A 21768-nucleotide genomic window follows, 5' to 3' on the forward strand; every position below is an offset into this window, starting at 1 on the left:
TTTATCACTCCACAAGAACGGTACCGGACCGAATCGTCTCGAACGGCGAACGCGCAGGGGCACGGGCCGGAGAAGTGAGAGTGAGTCAGTACGCCTCGCTCGTCGTGAACTCGTCGGCGGCGACGGCGTCGGCGAGTGCCTCGACGTCCGGTTCGGGTGCCGTCTGCGGGTACTTCCGCTGGAAGTAGGAGACGATGTTCTCGACGTCGCGTCCCAGGAGTTCGCGAGCGTGTTCGTGTTCCGTCGGGACGGACTGCGGCCAGTCGAACAGCGTGATGCCCCCCTCCGAGACGAAGATATTGTACTCGCTGATGTCGGCGTGGACGTAGCCCGCGTCGTAGGCGGTCGCGAGTTCCTCGAGGATCAGGTCGAGGACGCCGACGACCTGGCCCTCTTCGAGTTTCGCCCGGGAGAGTTCGACGCCGTCGATCTTCTCCATCACGATGGCGTGGCGGTTCTGGTCGACCGGTCGGGGGACCGAGACGTCGGGGTAGAGGCTTTCGAGGGCCTCGTACTCCCGTTCGGCGGCCTTCCGGGCGGTGTAGAACCACGAGATGTGGTCTTTCTCGCTGGTGTAGTCGCGCTCCTTCTGGACCTCGCGGAAGTTCGTGTACCCCTCACGGTGGAACTTGAGGGCCATCGGCCGGTAGGACTGAACCTCGAAGACGTCGGACTCCTTGCCGACGCCGAGCGGCGCGCCGAACCCCTCGACGGTCTCGCGCTCGGCGAACGCCTTCAACGCGAGGACGTCGTACCCCTCGAAGGTGAGGCGGTACCCCTCGTACTGGATGGTCTTGCGCTCGACGAGTTCGCGGTCCATCGTCTGGTCGATGCGGTACTCCACCTCCTCCTCGGTCAGCCGGGAGAACTCCGGAATCTTGCTCTTCGCGACCCACCGGCTGAACCGCATGCCGTGCTCGAGCCCCGAGAGGAGGTGGAAGTCCTCGGGTTCGAGTTCGGTCAGGTGACCGGCGACGTTCTGAACCATTTGCTCTCGATAGGGGCCGGCCGGACAAAAGGCCCGCGGAGCGCTCGATAAACCCGATACCGCGATACAGAATCGTCCGGGCGCGACGAACCACCGGCTACCGGGCGAGCGGGACGAAGAGCGACGTGTGGGCGGAGACGGAGCCGAAAACGGAGACGAACGACGAAGAGCGGACGAAAGCGGGGAGAACTGACGGGGCGGTCAGGACGCGAGTTCGCGGGCGGTGTCGGCGGCCTCCTCGAGTGGCTCGACGCAGGCCCAGCAGTGCTGGTCGTCCTCGTGCTCGCGACACTCCTCGGCGGCGGCCTCGAAGGCGTCGGCGGCGGCAGTCGCCACCGTCGCGCTCCGCGGGGACTCCCGGGCGAGGAGCTGGGCGAGCAACGAGGCGAGGTCCGCGGCGTCGCGACAGAGGCGGATACACTCGCCTTTGTCCTCTTCGACGGCGCACTCGGTCACACAGCGCTCGGTGACCCGGACGACCGCGTTACAGGAGTCGATACACGCTTCCTCCGTCGTGCCGAGGGACACGGATTCCTGCATACACTCGAAGCCGCGTCCGGACAGCCGAAAAGTAGTGTGGCCGGACCCACGGGCAGTGGTGGCACGCCGAAATACAACGAACGTTGATTTATCTAAACTCTGGTGGATTTATACCGCCTCGGTGCCGTCTCTCGGTTATGAGCGCCGACGCGGTCACGGAGGACCAGCAGACCGCAACGTTGCTGGAGTCCTACACGGAGATGCACGAGATTCTGATGCCCAACCACACGAACAACCTCGGGCGGGCGCTCGGGGGCGTCGTGCTCCACTGGATGGACATCTGCGCGGCCATCGCGGCCCGCCGCTTCGCCCGCGCGCAGGTGGTGACGGCGTCGATGGACCACGTCGACTTCCTCGGGGCCATCGACGTCGGCGACGTGGTGAACGTCGAGGCGTTCGTCTTCGAGACGGGGCAGACGAGCATGGACCTGAAGGTGAACGTCTACGCCGAGCGACCCAGCGAGGGCGAGCGCCGGCGCACCGCCTCCTCGTACTTCACGTTCGTCGCCATCGGCGGGGACCAGGAACCGACCTCGGTGCCGGACGTCGTCTGTCCCACCGAGCACCAAGAGGAGATGCGCGAGCGGGCGCTACGGCGACGTCGCGAACGCCGCGAGCAGTTGGCGGCAGAGTAGGAGCGTCAGTTCTCGGGTTCGTTCGTGTACTGCTCGTAGAGCAGACTCCCGAGGTTCGACGCCTCGCGGACCTGCACGTCCTCGTTGGGTTCGGGCGTCTCGCTGACGACGCCGGCTTCTTCGAGTTCCTGGGCGCGCTGTTCGAGTTCCGACTGGACGTCCGTCAGGAGTTCGTCGGGGACGTCCTCGGCGCTCTCCGGCGAGTCGAGCGGTTCGGTCCGGACGACCTGCCACTCGCGGGCCGCCGGGTCGTAGTCGACGGCGCGGAGACCCGAGTCGGTGACGAGGACGAGACTCGTCACGAGCGTCGTGTCTCGCTCGGGGAAGAGGAAGGTGTTCACGGGGCGGACGTCCACGAACGACCCGGAGGCGCCGAGGACGCGGACCTCCGCGTGGGAGAGCGGTCTTTTCGGGAGTGCGTCGACAGCCATATCGGGACGTGGGGCGCGACGGGCAAGGGGGCTACGGTCCAGTCCGGAACTCCGGAACCGCTTTCCCCCTCTGTGGGGAACGGAGGGCCATGGACGTCGCGGAGCGCGAGTGGCGCCTGATTCGGGAGGAGACCTGGGACGGACCGATGAACATGGCCCTCGACGAGGTGGCGGCCCGCACCGCCGCTGCGGGGGGCCCGCGGACCGTTCGGCTCTACCGCTGGGGTCCGAGTACGCTCTCGCTGGGCTACAATCAGGACCCCGAGACGGTCGCCTGGGAGTGGTGTGCGGAGAACGGCGTGACCGTCACCCGCCGCCCGACCGGCGGCGGCGGCATCTACCACGACTACACGGGCGACATCTCCTACTCGATAATCGGCCCGGCCGAGGAGTTCCCGAGCAAACTCCTCGACTGCTACCACCTGCTCTGCGAACCGGTCCTCGACGCCTTCCACGCGATGGGCGTTGACGCCGACTACGTCGAGGGCGAAGTCGAGGAGATCTACCACCCGGCGTGCTACCTCCGCGCGCTCCACCCCGCCCACGACATGGTCGCCGGCGAGCGACGGCGGAAGATCGCGGGCAACGCCCAGTACCGCCAGCGCGAGGCCGTCATCCAGCACGGGTCGCTCTCCTACGCGCTCACGCCCGACCGCCACCTCGCCTGCTTCGACGGCCACGACGTGACGCCCGAGCGCTTCCGCGAGCGCGTCACCGCCATGGTCGAAGAGGCGGACGTCTCGCGGCCCGAGGCGGTCCGGACCGTCGAAGACGCCCTCGCGAACTGGTCCGACGCCGTCGTCGGCGAGTGGACCGACGACGAACTCGCGCTGGCCCGAGAGTTAGCCGAGGAGAAGTACGCCAGCGAGGCGTGGACGCGCGACGGCGAGGACCCGACCACCGAGTAGTCACGCATCGTCGCGCGAAGCGGGACGTTCACCGCGAGCGGCGAGAGGGCGTCTCCTCGACGCGGCCATCCGGATAGACGAGCGCCGCGTTCCGAAGGCACTTTGGTCGCCACTCCCCTCCCGGTGGGTATGCTCCGCGTAGGCGCACACGTCTCCATCTCCGGTTCCAAGGCGTCCCACGACGACGAGACGCCCCCGTACGGCAACATCGCCAACGCCGTCTGGCGCGAGGAACGCGTCGGCGGTAACTGCGGCCAGATCTTCACCCACTCCCCGCAGGTGTGGCAAGACCCGAACGTCGACGACGAGGAGGCCGAGCAGTTCCGCGAGGCCACCGCCGAGACCCTCGACGGCGGCCCCTGGGTCATCCACTCCTCCTACCTCGTGAACCTCTGTACCCCCAAGGACGACCTCCGCGAGAAGTCCATCGACGCGATGCAGAAGGAGGTCGACGCCGCCGCCAAACTCGACATCCCCTACGTGAACGTCCACCTCGGCGCCCACACCGGCGCGGGCGTCGAGCGAGGCCTCGACAATGCCGCCTCCGCCCTCGACGAACTCGACATCCCCGAGGGTGTCACCGTCCTCGTCGAGTCCGACGCTGGGTCGGGGACGAAACTCGGCGGCGACTTCGAGCACCTCGCGGAGGTCCTCGCACGCTCCGAACAGGACCTCGACGTCTGCGTCGACACGGCCCACGCGTTCGCCGCGGGATACGACCTCTCGACGCCCGAGGGCGTCGACGACGCCGTCGCCGAGTTCGACGACGTCGTGGGACTGGAACACCTCCAGTGTATCCACCTCAACGACTCGAAACACGAGTGCGACACCAACAAGGACGAACACGCCCACATCGGCGAGGGCTACATCGGCGAGGCGGGGATGGAGCGCATCGTCAACCACCCCGACCTCGCGGACCTGCCGTTCGTGCTCGAGACCCCTCACGAGGACGGCAAGGGGTTCGCGTGGAACGTCGAGAAGGTCCACGAACTGCGCGATTCGTAGAATCGCGGGAACGAGAGCGGGGAGCACCGCGACCCGCGAACTCCGACGGGACCGACCGAGACGAACCGACTCGCCCGACCCGTCCGACCCACACGCCTTTTTGTCGACCCGTCCGTACGCCCGCCCAGTGCGACGCTTCTCCGCCGCCTACCTGAGCGAGACCCGCCGCGGAATGTGGGAGGACCGCGATCCACTCGAAGACCTCTCGCTCGCCGACCGCGAGCGCGTCCTCGACGTCGGCTGTGGAACGGGCGAACTCACCCGCGTCCTCCGCGAGGAGGCCGGCGAGGAGACAGAAATCGTCGGCCTCGACGCCGACACCGACCTCCTGGCTCACGTGGACGCGGCCGACCACCGCGTCGCCGGCGACGCGACCCGCCTCCCCTTCCCGGACGACTACTTCGACCTCGTCGTCTGCCAGGCGTTACTCATCAACCTCCCCGACCCGGCGGCCGCCGTCGAGGAGTTCGCCCGCGTCTCCTCGGACCTCGTCTCGGCCATCGAACCCGACAACAGCGCCGTCCTCGTGGAGTCGACCGTCGAGGCCGAGAGCCCACTCGCGCGGCGCGCCCGCGACGTCTACATCGAGGGCGTCGAGACGGACGTCACGCTCGGTGCGAGCGCCGTCGACGTCTTCGAGGAGGTCGGTCTCGACCACGTGCACAGTCGTCGCTACGAGTACACCCGGTCGGTCGAGCCACCCTACAGCGGGGCCGCCGTCGAGGCCGCCCAGCAGAAAGCCACCGGTTCGCGACTCGACCAGCAGCGCCAGACCCTCCGGAAGGGCGGTCTCTCGGAGGTAGAACTCGACGAACTCCGACAGCAGTGGCGCGAGATGGGTCGCGAAGTCGTCGAGCAGATGCAGGCCGGCGAGTACGCCCGCCAGTCGGTCACGCCTTTCTTCGTCACCGTCGGGCACGTCTGACGCCGGCCCACGGGTGACCGGTCAGACGACGTCTCCCCGGACGCTCGCGCCCTCCTGTCGCTCGCGATAGCGGCGAACCGCGTCGGCGGCCGTCTCTGCCTCTTCGTCGTCGAGGCCGAGCATTTCGAGCGATTCGGCGAGCGTCGGGAAGACGAGTTCCCCCGCCCGAAGTTTCTCGAAGGCGTCCTCGCTGCGCTGGCCGTCGACCCACAGGCAGACGCCCCGCGGGTCGAGCACCTGCTCGTAGTTCCCGCGGGCGCTGGCGCCTTCGAGGCGCTGGGTGACGTTGTGCTCGAAACCCGCGTTGCACACTTCGAGGTGGACTGGCTCACTCTCGGGGAGGAGGTGGGCGGCGAGACACTTCTCGGGGGCGACGTGGCCGCTCTCGCTCGCGCGGACGTACTCGGGGTGCTCGGCCGCCCACTCGCTGCGGACGGTCGACCCGACGCCCTGCACGCCGAGTTCGGCCGCCCAGTCGCGGTCGGTCTCCTCGTTCTGCATCAGGATGTCCTTCGTGAGGTAGACGTCGAGGCGCTCGACGGGGTCGAGTCCGAGTGCGGCGTCGCCGTACACCCACAGTTCGCGGACGGGGACGGGCATCGTCTCCCGTTCGACGGTGTCGACGATGGCTTCGAGGCGGTCGACGGCGGCGTCGCGGTCCATGAGTCGGGTGTCCGTTACCGACGAGCGCGGATAACCGTTACTCGTCTGCACGCTCACTCGTACTCGCGGCGCTGGTCGCGCGCGCCGACGTCGCTCGTCCGACGGCGGAGGAACTCGCCGAACAGCAGCGCTGCGACGGCGAATCCGGCCCACGAAGGGACCTCGACCCCGAGCGTTCGGGCGATACCCACGAGACCACTCCCGACGAGGACGGCGACGGCGAGTGCGGCGACGAGCACACGGAGGTCGCGGGACGGTCGTTTCACGTCGTACACTCGATGGCGCGCCCGCAAAACGGTTTCACCTCCACCACGGGGCGACGTCTCAGACCTCGCCCGGTCCGCGCGTTCGCTCGCCGTTCTCGAGATCGAGTGTCTGTTCGACGTCCTCGGCGTCGACGTCGGCGTCGGTCTGCTCGGGGTGGTGGCCCTTCACCTCGGCGACGAGCGCCTCCGCCGGGTAGTGGCCGTAGCGCTCGACGTCGGGGCGGTAGTAGACGACGCCGTCCGCCACGACGTCGAGGACGAGGTACTCCTCCGTCTCGCGGTCGGGGTCGTCGCGGAACCGGTAGAGTTCGTCGCCCGATTCGACGGCGATATCGTCGACGGTCAGCGACTCGTGCGTCCCTGGGAGCGGAAACCGCTCGGAGACAGCCGGTCGGGTGAGGAGAGCGCGAACGTGTAAACGCGTGTGGCCGAGGGATGTTCGGGAATCGACTGCCGCCACTCTGGTAGATGGGTGGGCTGTCAGTAGCGCACGACGTCGGCCCACGTCCCGCGGAGCCGGTCGTCGATTTCCAGTCCCAGGCCACGTTCTGGCGGGGGTGCCGTCGCGTCCCCGTAGTCGCCGAACTCGGTCTCGATACGGTACCGATACTGGCGCTCCTCCCTCGCCGATTCGTCGGCGTCGTAATTCGTGAGACGCGTCGCCGCCCGCTCTTCGACGATGCGGCGGAGGAGCCCTGTCTCACGGTCGAACGTCACCTCGATACGGCATCCGTCGTCGAGAGAGACGACGTCCGGCAGCGGCGGTACCTGTGCGTAGGCGTCGAGGTCGGTGAGACCGAACGTGACTGTCTCGTCGTCGTGTCCGACTTCCGTCCACGCTGCACGGTGCTCGTGGACGTGCGGCGGTATCGACAGCAGTCGCGAGTGGAAGTCGATGTACACGTCGTCGACGCCGGCCAGTGCGCTGTCACTCAGCCGTGGGCGGTCGTTCGGTCCCTCCGGGACGGGTGCGTGTCGATCCAGCGCGTGGACCCCATCCGAGAGGTAGACCACGTACGACGCGGGTGGGCCACCCTGGGCAGTCACTTCGTGACGGTGCTGGAGCGCCTGGAACGTTCCGAGCGTCGCCCCCGGAGCACCGGCAGGAATCCGGTGCGTCGTGTAGTAGAGCCACGTTCGCCGCCGAGATGGCTGGTGGAGGAACCGGTGGTGTTCCGCCCGGTAGGGGGTCTCTCCCGAACCGTCACGGAGCACCTCGACGGTGATGTCCGCCCGGTGGTCCAGTACCAGGAGGCGGTTCGCAGCCTCGACGACACGCTCGTTCGTCGGTCGGTCCGCCGACACCGTCGAGTTCGGACTGTATGGCCGAAGGTCAGACGTTCTGAGCCAGCCGACACCCGCCCCAACAGCCGCCACGGCGCCGAGTCCGGCGAGAACCTCGCGTCTGCTGCGGTTCACGAACCGTCACCTCCGTCGAACGACCACCTGTCGAGGACGCCGGCCACCCCGGGGTGCCGCGATTCCCAGACGACGCGTACGCGTCCGACCTCTGGCGCCGGAACGACGATCGACGCGCCGGGTTCCAGCGGAAACTCGGCCACGGCGTCGTCACCGCCGACCCACTCCACGTGCTCGCCGGGGTCGGGGAAGACGACGACTCGGTGGGTGTACTCGTCGGTGAGGACGTTCCCTCGCTCGAACGTCACGCGATACGCCGACCGGCCGGAGAGCCACTCGAAGTCCGCGAGGAAGTTCGGCGGGCCGCGCGGTCGACTGGGCGTCTCGACGCCCGACCCCCCGCAGCCAGCGAGCACGACCGGGACGAGCGACAGGACGGAACGTCGGTTCACGACTCTGCCCTCGGGTCCATACCTGTTACCTATCTGGCACTGTAGAAATACACAACGGCCAACTGTCCGGTCCGCCTGCCTCACACGTCGCCTCGCTCGAACGTCGCGTTCGCCACCAGACGCTGACCGACGACGAGGACGCCGTAGAGGGCCAACCCCCAGAGGAGCGCCCCGAATCCCGTGAGTGGTTCGGCAGTGATGGCGGCGAACGTGAGGTACATCGGAACCGTCACCACGGCCGGGACGATCACCGAGTGCAACCCCTTGGCGTAGCCGACGAGTCCGACGAAGATCATCCAACCGCCGGTCGCCAGCAGAGGAGTCCGGGAGGAACGCAACACGGCGACGGCCGCGAGCACCACTCCGACGGCGAGGAACGGGAGGAGTGGATTCGGCGGTTCTTCCGTCGACGTGTCCACGTGGCAGAGAACGGACATCTCACGAAAGTAGTTGCTGGCCGGACGCGAAACGGTGAAACGGCCGCGCACGTAATTCGGACACGAGATGGAGTGCACCAAGTGCGACAAGGACGCGGTGATGCACGCGGCCTACTCGGGGAACTACCTCTGTGAGACACACTTCCTCCGGTCGGTCGAGCGCCGCGTCCGCCGTCGCGTCCGGGAGGACGACCTCCTGCCGGAGACGGCGACGCCCGAGGACCCCGAGACGTGGGTCGTCGGTCTCTCCGGTGGGAAGGACTCGGTCGTCCTGACCGACATCCTCCAGGACACGTTCGCGGAGGACCCCCGCGTCGAGATGGTCGCACTCACCATCCACGAGGGCATCGAGGGCTACCGCGACGAGAGCCTCGACGCCTGCGTCGACCTCGTCGAGGACCTCGGCCTCCGCCACGAGGTGGTGGCCTACGCCGACGAGTTCGATCTGGAGATGGACGACGTCGCCGAGCAGGACCCCGAGAACATGGCGCCCTGCGCCTACTGCGGAGTGTTCCGCCGCGATATCCTCTCGCGCTACGCCGAGGAGTTGGGTGCGGACAAACTCCTCACGGGCCACAACCTCGACGACGAGGCCGAGACCGCGCTCATGAACGTCCTCGAAGGGAACGTCGAGCAGATGGCCAAACACTTCGACGCCTCCATCGGCGCCTTCGACGAACGCCAGGACGTCGAGGGGATGATTCCGCGCGCGAAACCGCTCCGCGACGTCCCCGAGAAGGAGGTGGCCCTCTACGCCCAACTGCGAGAACTCCCCGTCCACATGGCGGAGTGCCCCCACGCCAGCGAATCCTTCCGAGGGACGCTCCAGGACCTCCTGCTCGACCTCGAAGAACACCACCCCGGCACCCGCCACTCCATTATGGCGGGCTACGAGGAGTTCGCCGCGCTCGCCGCCGAGAAGTACCGCGGCGACGCGGACGACGACGCGGAGTCGGTCGGCGAGTGCTCGGAGTGTGGCGCGCCGACGACGCGCGAGGTGTGTCGGAAGTGCTACCTCGTCGACGCCGTCCACGCGGCCGAACCCTGACCACGAGCGACGAGTCGGTGTCCGCGAACGCCGTCGCTCGGCGGCGAGCGGGCGAGAGAATGTGAGTTCGGGAGCCGACGTTAGCGGATGACGTCGAGACCGTTGTTCTTCTCGAGTTCGTCCTGCCCGCCGTCCGAGGTGGCGCTCTCCCACTCGGAGCCGGAGCCAGTGTGGGAACTCGAACCGGTGTTCGAGGAGCCCTTCACCTCGTCGGAACTCCCGGCGCGGCTACTGGCGTCGGCGTCGACTTCCTGCAGTTCCTGGCGGGACTTGTCCGCCTGTTTCTGCGTACTCGGGCCGAGCACCTGCGCGCTCTGGACGCCGGTCATGATGGCCATGACGCGGACCTTGCCCTTGTAGTTCTCCTGGATCCGGGCGCCCCAGATGACGTTCGCGGAGGCGTCGAGGCGCTCGGTGATGTTGTCCGCGATGCCCTCGGCCTCTTTGAGCGTGAGGTCCGGGCCACCCGTGATGTGGACGAGCCCACCGCTCGCACCACGGTAGTCGACGTCGAGGAGCGGGTGGTTCATCGCGTCCTTCACCACTTCGTCGGTCTTGTTCTTGTCCTGGGTCTCGCCGACCAACATCACCGCCACGCCGCCCTGGTTCATGATGGCGGTCATGTCGGCGTAGTCGAGGTTGATGAGCGACGGCTGGGTGATGGTCTCGGAGATTCCCTTGACCGTCTCGGCGATGATCTGGTCCATCACCGAGAACGCCTTGCCGATCGGGAGGTTCGGGACGTAGTCGAGCAGGCGGTTGTTGTCGAGGACGATGATGGAGTCCGCTTCGTTGCGGAGCTTCTCGAGGCCCTCTTCGGCCTTCACCGTGCGGGCGCGCTCGACGTTGAACGGCGTCGAAACCATGCCCACGACGATGGCGCCCTGTTCTTTGGCGATCTTCGAGACGACCGGCGCGGCGCCGGTACCCGTCCCGCCGCCCATCCCGGCGGTGACGAAGACGAGGTCCGCGTCGCCGAGGACCTCCTTGATCGTGCCCTGGGCCATCTCGGTGGCACGCTCACCCATCGAGGGGTCGCCACCGGCACCGAGGCCGTTCGTCAGGGACTTCCCGACGAGGATCTTCGTGTCGGCCTCGATCATCTTGAGGTGCTGCTTGTCCGTGTTGATAGCCACGGTGTCGGCGCCCTCGACGCCGATGTTGTACAGGCGATTGACGGTGTTGTTCCCGGCACCGCCAGCACCGACGATGACGATACGCGGGTCGCCGAACTCGTCTCCGTCCGAGCTGGCGTCCATCTCACGCTGTTCCTGTTCGGCGTTCTCGAGGGCGTCGTTGACGATATCCTGCATTGTCTACACCTTGGCCCAGTTCTTGGCGCCGGAGTTGTTCGATTCGTGCTGTTCGTCGAGCATCTCGCGGACGGCGGAACGGATGGCCTCGCTGCGGTTCGGGAACTTGCCCGAATCGACCATCTGTTCGACTTCCTCGATCTGCTGCTTCGGAATTCGGAGTGTCACACGCTCCATGTTTGTGTATTCCCCTTGGGTCGCGCGACGGGACGGCCCGAGCCGTGAGCCGTCGATGTCTTACGTGCGAGCGGATTCGGGCGGTAAGTCACCGCCATCACGCGTTTCGCACGTAAGACGACCGTCTTACGCGTTCATACAGACATGGTTTCAACGTAAATAGTTAATGGCTGTGTAAACGTCCGAGCCTATCTGTCCAACACGTCGGCCGACGGTGTCCGACGACCGCAGTGTGGACAGAACATCCAGTCCGGGCTGAGCTCGACGCCACAGTCGCAGTGGACGCCCTCGGTGACGTCCTCGCCGCAGTTGGGACAGTACGCGTGGTCCGCGTCGACGGACTCACCGCACTGCGCGCAGGTCCGCTCGGGGTCTCGGTCGGGGGCGGACCGGTCAGACGCGTGACGGGGTGGTGCGTCGCGGACCGACCGACGCCGCGGCGCCGGTCCCGACGGCGCCGCGCGGGCGTCTTCGAGTTCGACGTTCACGTTGACCTCCCGAGCACCGAGGTCGTCGAGGCGTGCCTCGACGAGTTCGTCCACCCGTCGCTCGACGAGGTCGTCGAGCGTCTCGTCGGCGTTCGACGCGCGCTCGTTCCGGGGTGCCGACCGCCCGTCGAGGTACTCGCGGAGCGCCTCGCGCATCACCTCGCTCTTCGAGGCGTCGAGTGACTCGACGCGCTCGACGAGGTCCGCATCGGCCCGGAACGTAATTTTTCTCATCGCGCTTCTGGAAAGGAACTATGACACCACACCCATATGAATGTATGCCCTCGTGTCGGACACGTGTCTGCCAACCTGTCACGATCGGCTGCCGAATGGCAACCCTTAAATCCAGACGACCGATTACGTAGTTGTGTAACCGGCCTTAGCTCAGCCTGGTAGAGCAGCCGACTGTAGATCGGCTTGCCCCCCGTTCAAATCGGGGAGGCCGGACTTCTCCTTCGAACTAAGTCAGCAGTGACGGGACTCAGCGGAGCGCCCAGACCGCCGCCGAGCAGGCCATCACGGCGAAGCCGAGCACGAACGTTCCCGGCACCGGTGTGACGAAGAGCAGTGCGCCGACGAGGAACGCCATCGTTTCTGTGCGCATAGTGGAATACAGTCCTCCCGCACAGAAACGGCTTGTGGGGCCGTGGGCCGGCACGTCCGCCGCGTCGACTGACGAATTCTCCCGGTACGGACGAAAATTAAACAGTTACCTTTCCAAAGCATTATGCAGTATCGGAGTAAATCACGACCCTGGTGATACTGTACAGCGGAACCGGCCACGTCGACACCGTGGCCGCGGCGTTCCCGGGGGAGGACGTCGTCACCATCGACACTATCGACGAACTCCGCGACGCACTCGACGGGGCAGACCGAGCAGTGTTCGTCGTCGACCCGGAGACGATCGACACGGAAGCCGTCGAGGAAGTTCGACAGACGACCGACCGCACCGTCCCGACGGTCCTCCTCTCGGACGACCCCGAGGGGGTCGACCTCGACTTCGACGCCGTCGCCGGTGACGACCCGAACGCGGACGAGATTCGGACCGCAGTCGAACGCGCCCGCCGCGTTGCGGCCTACCGCGAGTCCGTCGACGAACTCTACGACTACTCGCGGCAACACACGACCGGCGAGTTCAACACGGCACTCCTCGACACCCGTCGCGAGGCCGACCAGCGCTTCGCGGACCTCCCGCCGCTCGACAGCGTCACGATCGACGTGCTGCTCCGGGAGCGAGACCGGCAGTGAGGATTCGGCAGTCGATTCGTCACCGAGGTTTATACCCGAGGACGCGGGAGAGGGAGTGATGGTCGAAGCGTTCGCCGTCGCCAGCGGTAAGGGCGGGACCGGGAAGACGACGAGCACGCTCGCCCTCGGGATGGCGCTCGCCGAGGAGCACGACGTGACCGTCGTCGACGCCGACACCGGGATGGCGAACCTCCTCTTCCACGCGGGCCTCGCCGACGTCGAGACGACGCTCCACGACCTGCTCGCCGACGGGAGCGACCGCCCGGCGTCGGACGCCGTCTACGAACGGTTCGGCATGAAGGTCGTCCCCTGCGGGACGAGCCTCGACGCCTTTCGCGAGTCCGACCCCGAGCGACTTCGCGACGTCGTCGCCGACCTCGCCGCCGACACCGACGTCCTCCTCCTCGACTCGCCGGCCACGCTCGCCAGTCGGAGCGCCGTCCTTCCGGTCGTCCTCGCCGACCGCGTCGTCCTCGTCACCCAGCCGACGATCCCGGCCCTCTCGGACGCGATGAAGGTTCAGGAGTACGCCACGGCCTACGGAACCGGCGTGGCGGGCGTCCTGTTCAACAAGGTCCGCGACGAGGGCGGCGTGGAGCGCGTCGCCACCCAGGCCGAGCGGTACTTCGAAGGACCGACGCTCGGGGCGGTCCCCGCGGACGAGGCGGCACGGACGGCCCGACGAGCGGGAGAACCGCTCCTCGCACACGCACCGGACAGCGCGGCGGCCCGCGCCTACCGAGCGGCGGCGGCGTCGCTCGACGTCGCGACCGGGCCGGCGACCGGGGTCGCGGAGCGCTTCCGGAGCGCCGTCGTTCCCGACGGGCCATGAGCGCGACCGGCGACCTCGTCTTCTCACGGGTCCTCCCCGACGTCGGGACCGCACTCACGCTGGCGCTCGACCGGACGTTCACCGGACGGGCGGAGGTCACGCCACAGTCCTCCCTCCTGCTCGACGGCGACGGTGACGGCGTCGCGACGGTCGCCTTCGACGCGGGCGTCCCGACCCACGTCCGACACGACGACGGACGGAACGGTCCCGACGCCGTCGCCGCACTCGCCGTCGCCGGTCCCTCCCTGGTCGAGTTGTACGAGACGACGGGGGACGCGTCACTCGGGACGGCGTGTCGGGTCGCAGCCACGACACCCGCCACGAACCTGGCCGACGAGGCACTAGTCGAGCGGACGCGCGCGGCCGCACCCGACGACACGGGCACACGAGAGAACGACGCCAGCGACGACGGTCTCGCCGCGGTCGAAGCCTTCCTCGCGGACGGCGACGCCATCGCGGAACTCCAGACGCGCGCACGGGAGGAGGCGGAGCGCCGCGCCGCAGAGTGGGGGTTCGACGCGGGAGCGCAGGCCGACACGGACGCCGCGACCGGCCCAGAACCCCCGTCCGACCCAGGCTAGGCTTTTGTCGCGCCCGTTCGATTCCCCCGCATGGTCTCCCGACGTTCCTTCCTCCAGGCGGCCGGACTCGCGGCGGTCGGGTCGGCCACCGCCCTCGCCGGTTGTTCGTCCTCCTGTCCCGACAGCGGGGCGCCGACGCCGTCGACCGTCCTCACGCCCGACTCGACGCCCGTCGCGGCCGACCTCGGCGTCACCACCGACTGGCCGACGTTCCACCACGACGCCGCGAACACGGGGTACGCCACCGACGCGACGCCCCCGAGCGACCCCGCACTCTCCTGGCGTGCGGCGGTCCCGTCCGACGGCCGGCCGAGCGCACCGGTCGTCGCGAACGGGGCGGTGTACGTCCGCGACGGTGTCGGCGGCCTCCACGCGCTCGACGTGACCGACGGGACCGAGCGGTGGACCGTCGAGACGACGCGCGCGCCCGAGACCTGGTTCGCGGGCGGCGGGTCCCCGACGGCGCACGGCGGTCACGTCTTCGTGGCGGGCCGGGACGGCGTCTTCGCCGTCGACGCGGCCGACGGAACGGTCGCGTGGTCAGACTCGTTGGCTGCGACCGACTCCGCCGTCGTCGCCGGCGGGTCGGTCTTCGTCCCCACCGACGGCGCGCTCGCCGCGTACGACGCCGCGACCGGAGAACGCCGCTGGCGAGTGTCGGACTTCGACGGGCCGGTCTCCCGCCCGGCAGTCGCCGCCGGGACGGTGTTCGCCGTCGGCAGCGACCTCGTCGCACTAGCCAGCGCGGACGGGGTGGAGCAGTGGCGCAGGACGGTCGGCGCGTCGCCCACCGACCTGGGCTTCCCGGTCGTCGCCGACGGGTCGGTCTTCGTCGGCACCTACGAGGGGTTGGTCGCCTACGCCCCGGAATCGGGCGAGGTCCAGTGGCGGTTCGAGCGCGGGTCGGGCCGGGGGTTCACGCCACCGGTCGTGACACCCGAGTCGCTCTACACCGTCGAGCAACCGGGAGAGGGGCCGGCCGCAGTGTACGCGCTCGACCCGGACACGGGTGAGCCTCGACCGCGCTGGTGCTCGTGGATCGGCGAGGGAGCGGTCGGCGCGGCGACCGACGACCGGGTGTTCGCCGAGGTGCCCGCACCCGACGAGGCGGACGTCTCGGGGCGCGAGGTCCAGACGTTCCGCTCGGACACCGGCGCGGCGACGTGGCAGTTCCGCGCGTCCGAGTGGGTCGGTGCACCGGCCGTCGTCGACGGGGCAGTCGTCTTCACGACCGGCCGAGGCGACGTCTGCGCGGTCGGGGGTGACCAACAGTGAGCGACGGCCCGGCCGCCGACCGACGACGCGACGACCGACTGCCCGGTGCCGACCGAACCGCCCTGCTCGGTGCCGCGGCGGTCCTCGGGAGCCTCTGTCTCGTCGTGTCGGCGGGCGGCGAGGCCCTCTTCCCGGTGCCGGACTCCTACCAGTTCGATCCCGCGCTCACGAGTCCCCAGTTCGTCCGCGAACGCGTCCTCCCGCTCGTCACGTTCGCGGGCGCCGGCGGACACCTCGCCGGCCTCCTCGGGGCCAGACGCCGCGACCGCGAGGGGGCGGGCCTCGGATGGGTCGCGGGGTGGTGGCTGACGGCGACCGGTCTCGTCGCCGTCGGGGCGGCGACGGCGGCGATGGCCCTGCTCGGGCCGGCGGGGGTGAGCGCGGCCGTCCTCCTCGAACTCGGTCTCGCGCTGGGCTACCTCCTCGCACTCGTCCTCGTTGGCGTCGGAATCACGGTCTTCGGCGTGGCCGTCTTCCGGCGGGCGACGAGTTCGCTCGAACGCGTCGCGGGCGCGCTCTTCCTCCTGACGCCGGTCGCGCTGGCCGCGTGGTACGTCGTCGACCTCGGCCGCCTCGGGTGGGTCACCGGTCTCCCCTACCCACTCGGGTGGGCCGCCCTCGGCGTCGACCTCTGGCGTCGGCCCGCGGACGCGGAGTAAGCTTTTGGCGCAGCCGTTAGATTCCGGACTATGAGTTCTCGTCGCTCGTTCCTCCGCGCGGTCGGTCTCGCCGGCGTCGGCGGACTCGCTGGACTCGCCGGCTGTCAGACACCGGACGGGCAGTCGACGACCCGGACGTCGGCCGACGTGCACGCGGTCGCCGCCGAGCGCCTCGCCTCCGGGTTCGTCTCGCCCGTCGACGTCCGCGCTCCGGCCGGAACCGATGCCCTGTACGTCGCCGACCAACCCGGCCGCGTCTACAACGTCGACCCGGAGGGCGGCCAGGCCGTCGCCCTCGATCTCCGCGACGCCGTCGTCGACGTCTCGGGGTACGACGAGCGGGGCCTGCTCGGACTGGCGTTCCACCCCGACTTCCCCGACGACCCGCGGGCGTACGTCCGCTACAGCGCGCCGCGCCGGTCGGGGACACCGACGAACTACAGCCACACGTTCGTCCTCGCCGAGTTCCGGGTTGAGGGCGGAGCGTTCGTCCGCGACTCGGAGCGGACGCTCCTGGAGATTCCCGAACCGCAGTCGAACCACAACGGCGGCGACCTCGCGTTCGGCCCCGAGGGACACCTCTACGTCGCAATCGGCGACGGCGGCGGTGGCGGCGACGCGGGGACCGGGCACGTCACCGACTGGTACGAGCGCGTGCCCGGCGGCAACGGCCAGAACGTCGAGGCGAACCTGCTGGGGAGCGTCCTCCGTCTCGACGTGGACTCCCGGACCGATGGAGCCCCGTACGGAATTCCGGCCGACAACCCACTCGTCGGGCGCGCGGGCCTCGACGAACACTACGCGTGGGGGTTCCGGAACCCCTGGCGACTCTCCGTCGACTCGGCGTTCGGTCTCCTCGTCGCCGACGTCGGGCAGAGCCGCTACGAAGAGGTCGACCAGGTCGTGCGCGGCGGCAACTACGGCTGGAACGTCCGCGAGGGGACGCACTGCTACGGCGTCGACGGCGGGTGCCCGAGCGAGACGCCCGACGGCGACCCGCTCCGCCCGCCCGTCGTCGAGTACCCTCACTCCGGTCCGGAGCCGAGCGGCATCGCCGTCGTCGGCGGCTACGTCTACCGCGGCGACGCACTCGACGGCCTGCGCGAGCGGTACGTCTTCGCCGACTGGCGGGCCGAGGGGAGTCTGTTCGTCGCGGACCCGACGGCCGACACGCAGTCGGACCGCTGGCCCGTCTCGGCCGTCCCCGTCGCCGGGGAGTTCGCCCCGTACGTCCTCTCGTTCGGCGAAGACCGCGCCGGTGAACTGCTCGTCTGTACGAGTCAGAACGCTCGCGTCACGGGGACGAGCGGGGCGCTCTGTCGACTCGTCCCGGGCTGATCGGTCAGGATTGAATCTGCTCTTCGGGGGGCACGAACGATCCGACCGAGACAGTGTAGAGCGTGACCGTCGCGACCCGGAGCAACGAGACGATCAGGATGGCGAGGGGCGCGAAGACGACGGCCGTCACCGCGGTGGCGATCCAGGGAAGCCACGCCGCGGGAACCGTCGCCGAGGCGCCGGGGACGTACACCTGCCCGAACCAGTAGGTGACGAGGACGGCCGCGAGACCGGTGTAGACGAGTCGACGTGAGAGACGAGCGAGGTCTTGCTGGATAGCGAGCGTCTTGAAGAACTGTCTGACGGTCGCGACCGCCTTCAGGAGTTCGAGGACGTCGTCGAGGGCGACCGTCGCACCCGCGGGGAGCGCGTCACCGTGGGCGTTCTGGATGGCTCGTGCGGTGTCGAGATAGTCGGCGTACTCCGTCCCGAGCGTGACGAACAGGACGTCGAACGTGCTGTTGCTGCCCTCGGCGTCGCTCAAGTGGTCGGCGTACGCCACGAGATCGGACGTGAATGCGTCGACATCGGTGTCGACGTCGACCGCCGCGTCGGCGACTTCGCGTTCGAGCGTGGCGGTTCGTTCTTCGAGCGATTCAGCGACTAACCCGAGGAAGGCGCCGGGGTCGTTCGGACTGGTGTCGACGTCGGCGACGTCCTCGACTGTTCGCCGGAAGTCGAGGCTGCCCTCCAGTCGGTCGGTGAGGTCGGAGGGCGTTCCGAACACTCGCGAGAGGATGAGTTGGTTGATGGAGAGTGCGACGGTGACCAGCGAGAGGAGTCCGCTGAGGAGTCCGCTCGCCAGTTCCGTCGCGAGGGTACTTCCGGGACCGAGGTAGATCACCCCCACGGTGACGAGGACGCCGGTTACGACCGCCGCTCCGCCCGTCACGATAGTGGCGATTGCCGCCCGTGAGCCGGTGAGCAACACCCACCGCTTCACCGGGTTCGACAACTCCCCCTTCGCCACGTCCGAAGGCGTGTCCCCCATCTCTGGGGCGTCTGTTCGGGTAGCCGTCTGAAGGGAGTGGCGGCCAGCGCACCGTGACGTCCCTCGGTGTGCGAGGCCACGGTCACCCCGTTTGGCCCGTCGAGACTGGGCGTGTCGGCGGCAGCGCCGCTAAGCAGGGTTGGCACGTCGAACCCGACGTTCGAGGCGCTCGGCGTGTTCGAGACGGAGGCGGCGGGCCGCCTCGGCGTCGAGTCGGTCGACACTGTCGAGGTCGTGTGTAACCGGGTCGTAGGCGTCCACGTCGAAACCCATCCGGTCGAGGTAGTCCCGGAGCGCTCGCGAGTCGAGACCGTCACGAATCGCGGCGTCGACGTACTCCGTGACGGTGTCGAACGGCGGGACGACGACTTCGTCTTCCGTGAGTCGGCCGCGCTCGCCGATACGCACGTCGGCGTCACGGAGGTGTTCGACGACCGTCGCGAGGTGGTCGGCGAGGCGGACGACCTGACTCGGGAGCGTGGTGTCCGGCGAGCGCCACTCGACGGTCGAGAACTCCGAGCGGAGTTGGACCGGCGTCCAGACGGCGCTCTCCGGCCCGAAGTTGTCCTCGACGTCGTCGCGGTCGACTCCCGCCTCGACCGCCGCGGCCCGGAACTCTTCGTAACTCCGTTCGAGTCGGTCCCGCCACTCGTCGACGTCGTCGGTGTAGGGCCACAACCGTCCCTGCCGGGGGACGTCGTCGTACGCCATCCGGCGGTAGAGCTCCGAGCGTGCGCCGGCTGCCAACCGCCGCCCGCGGAAGTACGGCGAGGAGTTGGTGAGCGCCAGCGCCGGGTCGAGAGCCGTCAGGACGTTCAACTGGTCGATCGCCAGCCCAGGCTGTTGCTCGACGTGGACGTGCGTCCCCGCGCAGTGACGGACGTACTCGAAGTCGTCGCCGACGACGTGCGTCTGAATCCGGGTCCGGTCGCTCGGTCGGTCGCGTATCTCGGCGTCACCCACGGGTGTCGCGAGTGGGACGAGTCCTCTGTCGAGTTCGTCGGCGCGCCGGAGGACGCGACCGACGCGCTCGAACAGTTCGCGTCGCAGTTCGGCCGTCGTCTCACAAGGGGTCGTCTTGATCTCGAGGAGTGGCTCGACGAACTCCCGCTCGACGCCCGGGGACGCGTCGACGAGTGACCCCGGTTCGGTCAACCGCCCCTCCCCGTCGACGACCCAGTACTCGACTTCGATGCTCCGCCGCACCGGTTCTGATTCGTGTGCTGACAAGGTTCTCTGTGCGATTGCTGCGACGTGCAGTCGGTCACCCGGTGCCCCCGGCGATTCGTGTGTTACAGTATGACACAATTCGGTTCTGGAGGCAGTTACAAGAATCTTTCGTGGCCGGCAATTCGCCTGTGTACTCGTTCGACGAGAGGTGTACTCGGCGAGGGTGAGACCCTCTAGCATAAATCTGCGGACTACGTAGAGAGTACACTATGCCGAGGTTCCCGGTCAACACCCATCGCCGTGCGTCGTACAAGCAGTCCTCGTTCGCGGTGAAGTGGGACGGTGCGTACATCGAGGGGGTGTACCGGGTGAGCGGACTCACGCGCACGACGGACGTCGTCGCCGAACGCGGCGGGACGGGCGGTGCGGTCCCGACGTCGTCGCCCGGCCTGACGAACTACGACCCCATCGTCCTCGAACGGGGACGGACGCACGACGACGCCTTCGAGTCCTGGGCGAACCAGGTGTACGACCGTGGCCGCGCCGAGGCCGACGCCCCGACGTCGCTCGGGGACTACGAGAAGGACGTCGTCGTCGAGTTAGGGAACGCGGCCGGACAGGTCGTGATGGCGTTCCGGGTCTACCGGGCGTGGACGTCGTCGTACACCGCTCTCTCGGAACTCGACGCGAGCGAGTCGGGTCTCGCCGTCGAGCGGCTAGTCCTCCAACACGCCGGGTGGGAGCGCGACCGTGCCGTCTCCGAGCCGTCGGAACCGACTTTCGACGACGTGGAGCAGTCGTCCGCCCCGGTCGACGGCGACGAGACGACCGGTGGTCCTGCGTTCGACCCGCAACTCGCACGCGACGCGACCCGGTGGCGCGCGACGCCCTGGGTCGTCGACCGCTGGCGCGTGCAGGACCACGACGGGGACGGGTCCGCGGACGCCGCCGGGAAGCACTGATTCGCGACGACCGCCACACACGATTCGCCACGGTCCGACACCGTCGGACCTGCCGGCACGCACACCTTTTTGGGCGCTGTCAGGTACCACAGCACATGGCAGACGAACCGAGCGCGGACGTCCAGGCGCTCCTCGCCCAACTCGACGCGATAGACGGCCCGGAACTCCACGAACTCGACCCGCAGGAGGCCCGCGAACTCGACGCACTCCGGCCGGACAGCGACCCCGACGCGGCGGTCGGTACGGTCACGGACCGGACGATTCCCGGCCCGGCGGGTGCGCTCCCGATTCGCGTGTACACGCCCACGAGCGAGGGACCACACCCCGTCGTCGTCTTCTTCCACGGGGGTGGCTTCGTCATCGGTGACCTCGACAGCCACGACGCGCCGTGTCGAATCCTCGCGGACGCCGCCGACGCGGTCGTCGTCTCGGTCGACTACCGTCTCGCACCCGAACACCCCTTCCCCGCACCCGTCGAGGATGCCTACGCCGCCACCGAGTGGGTGGCCGACAACGCCGACGCACTCGACGCCGACGTGGACGCGACCCGCCTCGCCGTCGCCGGCGACTCCGCGGGCGGCAACCTCGCGGCCGTCGTCGCGATGGCGGCCCGCGACCGGGACGGACCCGCCATCGGTCACCAGGCGCTCTTCTACCCCGTCGTCGACTTCCGCAGAGACGCGACGTACCCCTCGATAGCGGAGAACGCCGAGGGGTACTTCCTCACCGCCGCGGACATGGACTACTTCGAGGGCCACTACGTCGACTCGTGGGTCCACGCGAGCAACCCCTACCTCTCGCCGCTCCTCGCGTCGGACCACACCGATCTCCCGCCCGCGAGCGTCGTGACCTGCGGGTTCGACCCGCTCCGCGACGAGGGTGCGGCCTACGCCGACGCGCTCGCCGACGCCGGCACGCCCGTCGCACACCACCACTTCGACGACCTCGTCCACGGCGTCGTCAACATGGTCGCCGAACCGATGGACGTCGCCGGCGGACACGACGTGCTCGACACGGTCGCCGCCGACCTCCGGGACGCCCTCCACTGACGCGACTCAGTTGAACAGTTGTACAATC

Annotated in this window: 28 protein-coding genes and 1 tRNA gene; 14 read left to right on the top strand and 15 right to left on the bottom strand. The window is 68.6% G+C overall.

Translation table 11 applies throughout. The annotated features are described in order from the left end of the window. Positions 1-85 precede the first annotated feature (85 nt). Both P0Y33_RS09760 and P0Y33_RS09765 read right to left on the bottom strand, forming a co-directional pair. Positions 86-988 (bottom strand): serine/threonine-protein kinase RIO2, encoded by a 903-nt coding sequence (locus P0Y33_RS09760; protein WP_279527219.1) that lies wholly within the window; start codon positions 986-988, stop codon positions 86-88. A gap of 201 nt (positions 989-1189) precedes the next feature. Beyond that, a complete protein-coding gene (locus P0Y33_RS09765; protein ID WP_279527220.1) occupies positions 1190-1528 on the bottom strand; it encodes a four-helix bundle copper-binding protein in 339 nt (112 codons plus the stop codon). A gap of 137 nt (positions 1529-1665) precedes the next feature. Between P0Y33_RS09765 and P0Y33_RS09770 the strand changes: the two genes are divergently transcribed. Continuing rightward, positions 1666-2163, top strand: a complete 498-nt coding sequence (locus P0Y33_RS09770) for an acyl-CoA thioesterase (RefSeq protein WP_279527221.1) — start codon at positions 1666-1668, stop codon at positions 2161-2163. Between the two features lie 5 nt (positions 2164-2168). On the opposite strand, the gene P0Y33_RS09775 is transcribed toward P0Y33_RS09770, so the two are convergent. Then, entirely contained in the window at positions 2169-2594 is a 426-nt protein-coding gene (locus P0Y33_RS09775) for a hypothetical protein (protein ID WP_279527222.1), read from the bottom strand. An 89-nt stretch (positions 2595-2683) separates the two neighbouring features. On the opposite strand from P0Y33_RS09775, the gene P0Y33_RS09780 reads away from it, so the two are divergent. The 3 genes from P0Y33_RS09780 (at position 2684) to P0Y33_RS09790 (ending at position 5432) form a co-directional block, all read left to right on the top strand. Next, a complete protein-coding gene (locus tag P0Y33_RS09780) occupies positions 2684-3502 on the top strand; it encodes a lipoate--protein ligase family protein (protein ID WP_279527223.1) in 819 nt (272 codons plus the stop codon). A 129-nt stretch (positions 3503-3631) separates the two neighbouring features. Continuing rightward, positions 3632-4507, top strand: a complete 876-nt coding sequence (locus tag P0Y33_RS09785) for a deoxyribonuclease IV (protein WP_279527224.1) — start codon at positions 3632-3634, stop codon at positions 4505-4507. A 127-nt stretch (positions 4508-4634) separates the two neighbouring features. Beyond that, the gene (locus tag P0Y33_RS09790) at positions 4635-5432 is read left to right on the top strand and encodes a methyltransferase domain-containing protein (protein WP_279527225.1); all 798 of its coding nucleotides are present in this window, start codon (positions 4635-4637) and stop codon (positions 5430-5432) included. A gap of 21 nt (positions 5433-5453) precedes the next feature. Here the strand turns inward: P0Y33_RS09790 and P0Y33_RS09795 are convergent, their stop codons facing one another. From P0Y33_RS09795 to P0Y33_RS09820, 6 genes are all read right to left on the bottom strand, one after another. Further along, a complete protein-coding gene (locus tag P0Y33_RS09795) occupies positions 5454-6095 on the bottom strand; it encodes a DUF7095 family protein (RefSeq protein WP_279527226.1) in 642 nt (213 codons plus the stop codon). Between the two features lie 53 nt (positions 6096-6148). Then, on the bottom strand, positions 6149-6361 hold the full coding sequence (locus P0Y33_RS09800) for a hypothetical protein (protein ID WP_279527227.1): 213 nt from the start codon (positions 6359-6361) through the stop codon (positions 6149-6151). Between the two features lie 58 nt (positions 6362-6419). Then, complete coding sequence (locus P0Y33_RS09805; RefSeq protein WP_279527228.1) at positions 6420-6821, bottom strand: hypothetical protein; 402 nt, start codon at positions 6819-6821, stop codon at positions 6420-6422. A gap of 20 nt (positions 6822-6841) precedes the next feature. Next, a complete protein-coding gene (locus P0Y33_RS09810) occupies positions 6842-7780 on the bottom strand; it encodes a hypothetical protein (RefSeq protein WP_279527229.1) in 939 nt (312 codons plus the stop codon). Next, entirely contained in the window at positions 7777-8172 is a 396-nt protein-coding gene (locus tag P0Y33_RS09815; RefSeq protein ID WP_279527230.1) for a hypothetical protein, read from the bottom strand. The genes P0Y33_RS09810 and P0Y33_RS09815 overlap by 4 nt, the downstream gene beginning before the upstream one ends. A gap of 80 nt (positions 8173-8252) precedes the next feature. Next, positions 8253-8609 carry a hypothetical protein gene (locus P0Y33_RS09820; protein ID WP_279527231.1) on the bottom strand — a complete coding sequence of 119 codons (357 nt, stop codon included), beginning with the start codon at positions 8607-8609 and terminating at the stop codon, positions 8253-8255. Between the two features lie 67 nt (positions 8610-8676). Between P0Y33_RS09820 and ncsA the strand changes: the two genes are divergently transcribed. After that, positions 8677-9657, top strand: a complete 981-nt coding sequence (ncsA, locus tag P0Y33_RS09825) for a tRNA 2-thiolation protein NcsA (protein ID WP_279527232.1) — start codon at positions 8677-8679, stop codon at positions 9655-9657. A gap of 80 nt (positions 9658-9737) precedes the next feature. On the opposite strand, the gene ftsZ is transcribed toward ncsA, so the two are convergent. From ftsZ to P0Y33_RS09840, 3 genes are all read right to left on the bottom strand, one after another. Next, positions 9738-10970: a cell division protein FtsZ gene (ftsZ, locus tag P0Y33_RS09830; RefSeq protein WP_279527233.1), complete on the bottom strand. Its 1233-nt coding sequence runs from the start codon at positions 10968-10970 to the stop codon at positions 9738-9740. A gap of 3 nt (positions 10971-10973) precedes the next feature. Continuing rightward, the gene (locus P0Y33_RS09835) at positions 10974-11147 is read right to left on the bottom strand and encodes a ribbon-helix-helix domain-containing protein (protein WP_279527234.1); all 174 of its coding nucleotides are present in this window, start codon (positions 11145-11147) and stop codon (positions 10974-10976) included. Positions 11148-11335: 188 nt separating this feature from the next. Further along, positions 11336-11869, bottom strand: coding sequence for a double zinc ribbon domain-containing protein (locus P0Y33_RS09840; protein ID WP_279527235.1), 534 nt, complete (start codon positions 11867-11869; stop codon positions 11336-11338). A gap of 139 nt (positions 11870-12008) precedes the next feature. Here P0Y33_RS09840 and P0Y33_RS09845 point away from each other — a divergent pair. Then, a tRNA-Tyr gene (locus P0Y33_RS09845) sits at positions 12009-12082 on the top strand. Between the two features lie 34 nt (positions 12083-12116). Here the strand turns inward: P0Y33_RS09845 and P0Y33_RS09850 are convergent. Further along, complete coding sequence (locus P0Y33_RS09850; RefSeq protein WP_279527236.1) at positions 12117-12239, bottom strand: hypothetical protein; 123 nt, start codon at positions 12237-12239, stop codon at positions 12117-12119. A gap of 152 nt (positions 12240-12391) precedes the next feature. Here P0Y33_RS09850 and P0Y33_RS09855 point away from each other — a divergent pair, with 152 nt between their 5' ends. The 6 genes from P0Y33_RS09855 to P0Y33_RS09880 are packed head-to-tail and all read left to right on the top strand — an operon-like array spanning position 12392 to position 17568. Next, positions 12392-12883 (top strand): hypothetical protein, encoded by a 492-nt coding sequence (locus tag P0Y33_RS09855; RefSeq protein WP_279527237.1) that lies wholly within the window; start codon positions 12392-12394, stop codon positions 12881-12883. Between the two features lie 58 nt (positions 12884-12941). Further along, on the top strand, positions 12942-13715 hold the full coding sequence (locus P0Y33_RS09860) for a nucleotide-binding protein (RefSeq protein WP_279527238.1): 774 nt from the start codon (positions 12942-12944) through the stop codon (positions 13713-13715). Beyond that, the gene (locus P0Y33_RS09865) at positions 13712-14296 is read left to right on the top strand and encodes a hypothetical protein (protein ID WP_279527239.1); all 585 of its coding nucleotides are present in this window, start codon (positions 13712-13714) and stop codon (positions 14294-14296) included. Before P0Y33_RS09860 ends, P0Y33_RS09865 begins: the two co-directional genes overlap by 4 nt. Before the next feature lie 30 nt (positions 14297-14326). After that, complete coding sequence (locus P0Y33_RS09870; protein WP_279527240.1) at positions 14327-15571, top strand: outer membrane protein assembly factor BamB family protein; 1245 nt, start codon at positions 14327-14329, stop codon at positions 15569-15571. Continuing rightward, complete coding sequence (locus tag P0Y33_RS09875; RefSeq protein ID WP_279527241.1) at positions 15568-16230, top strand: hypothetical protein; 663 nt, start codon at positions 15568-15570, stop codon at positions 16228-16230. The genes P0Y33_RS09870 and P0Y33_RS09875 overlap by 4 nt, the downstream gene beginning before the upstream one ends. Positions 16231-16260: 30 nt before the next feature. After that, the gene (locus tag P0Y33_RS09880) at positions 16261-17568 is read left to right on the top strand and encodes a PQQ-dependent sugar dehydrogenase (protein WP_279527242.1); all 1308 of its coding nucleotides are present in this window, start codon (positions 16261-16263) and stop codon (positions 17566-17568) included. Between the two features lie 4 nt (positions 17569-17572). Here P0Y33_RS09880 and P0Y33_RS09885 read toward each other — a convergent pair whose 3' ends face one another. Both P0Y33_RS09885 and P0Y33_RS09890 read right to left on the bottom strand, forming a co-directional pair. Next, positions 17573-18559 (bottom strand): hypothetical protein, encoded by a 987-nt coding sequence (locus P0Y33_RS09885; protein WP_279527243.1) that lies wholly within the window; start codon positions 18557-18559, stop codon positions 17573-17575. Between the two features lie 129 nt (positions 18560-18688). Further along, entirely contained in the window at positions 18689-19789 is a 1101-nt protein-coding gene (locus tag P0Y33_RS09890; protein WP_321170493.1) for a glutamate-cysteine ligase family protein, read from the bottom strand. Between the two features lie 209 nt (positions 19790-19998). Between P0Y33_RS09890 and P0Y33_RS09895 the strand changes: the two genes are divergently transcribed. Both P0Y33_RS09895 and P0Y33_RS09900 read left to right on the top strand, forming a co-directional pair. Beyond that, positions 19999-20691: a phage tail protein gene (locus P0Y33_RS09895; protein WP_279527245.1), complete on the top strand. Its 693-nt coding sequence runs from the start codon at positions 19999-20001 to the stop codon at positions 20689-20691. Between the two features lie 95 nt (positions 20692-20786). Then, the gene (locus P0Y33_RS09900) at positions 20787-21740 is read left to right on the top strand and encodes an alpha/beta hydrolase (RefSeq protein ID WP_279527246.1); all 954 of its coding nucleotides are present in this window, start codon (positions 20787-20789) and stop codon (positions 21738-21740) included. The last annotated feature ends 28 nt before the right edge of the window (positions 21741-21768 follow it).

The sequence above is a fragment of the Halospeciosus flavus genome, from assembly GCF_029814175.1.
GTDB classification, from domain to species: Archaea; Halobacteriota; Halobacteria; order Halobacteriales; family Halobacteriaceae; genus Halospeciosus; species Halospeciosus flavus.